Source organism: Pseudoalteromonas sp. CR1 (assembly GCF_019392235.1).
Lineage (GTDB): Bacteria > Pseudomonadota > Gammaproteobacteria > Enterobacterales > Alteromonadaceae > Pseudoalteromonas.
In genome coordinates this window covers 1-401 of the sequence record NZ_JAHXRM010000057.1, presented here as the reverse complement: position 1 = coordinate 401, position 401 = coordinate 1, and the positions used below count along the sequence as shown (strand labels likewise).

Here is a 401-nt window from a genome sequence, read left to right as displayed (position 1 = left end):
CCGCTCCCGGCCTTCCACGTCTTCACCGGGCTTGAAATCGGCCACCTGCTCACAGGCACTGAACATGAATTGCTGCTGGGTCTTGATCTCCCGCGCCAGCTCCGGCACTTGCTCGATCAGCTTGCCCAGGTCGCCGGGCAGCGGGTGTTGAGCCAGCAGTTTGGTGAGGTTCTTGGCGGTGGTTTCCAGCCAATCGGCGGTGGAGCGCAGGCGCGTGTAGTGGGCGAAGTGGCCGATGGCTTTATCCGGCAGGTGGTGGCCTTCGTCGAATACGTAAAGGGTGTCGCGCGGGTCCGGCAATACGGCACCGCCGCCCAGGGCCAGGTCAGCCAGGACCATGTCGTGGTTGGTGACGATCACGTCGACCTTGCCCATGCCTTCGCGGGCCTTGTAGAAGGCGC

1 pseudogene is annotated in these 401 nt (G+C 64.1%); it reads right to left on the bottom strand.

Going from position 1 to position 401, the window contains the following annotated elements:
• Positions 1-401: pseudogene (locus tag KZZ04_RS18470) on the bottom strand (ATP-dependent DNA helicase DinG); the annotation flags it as partial.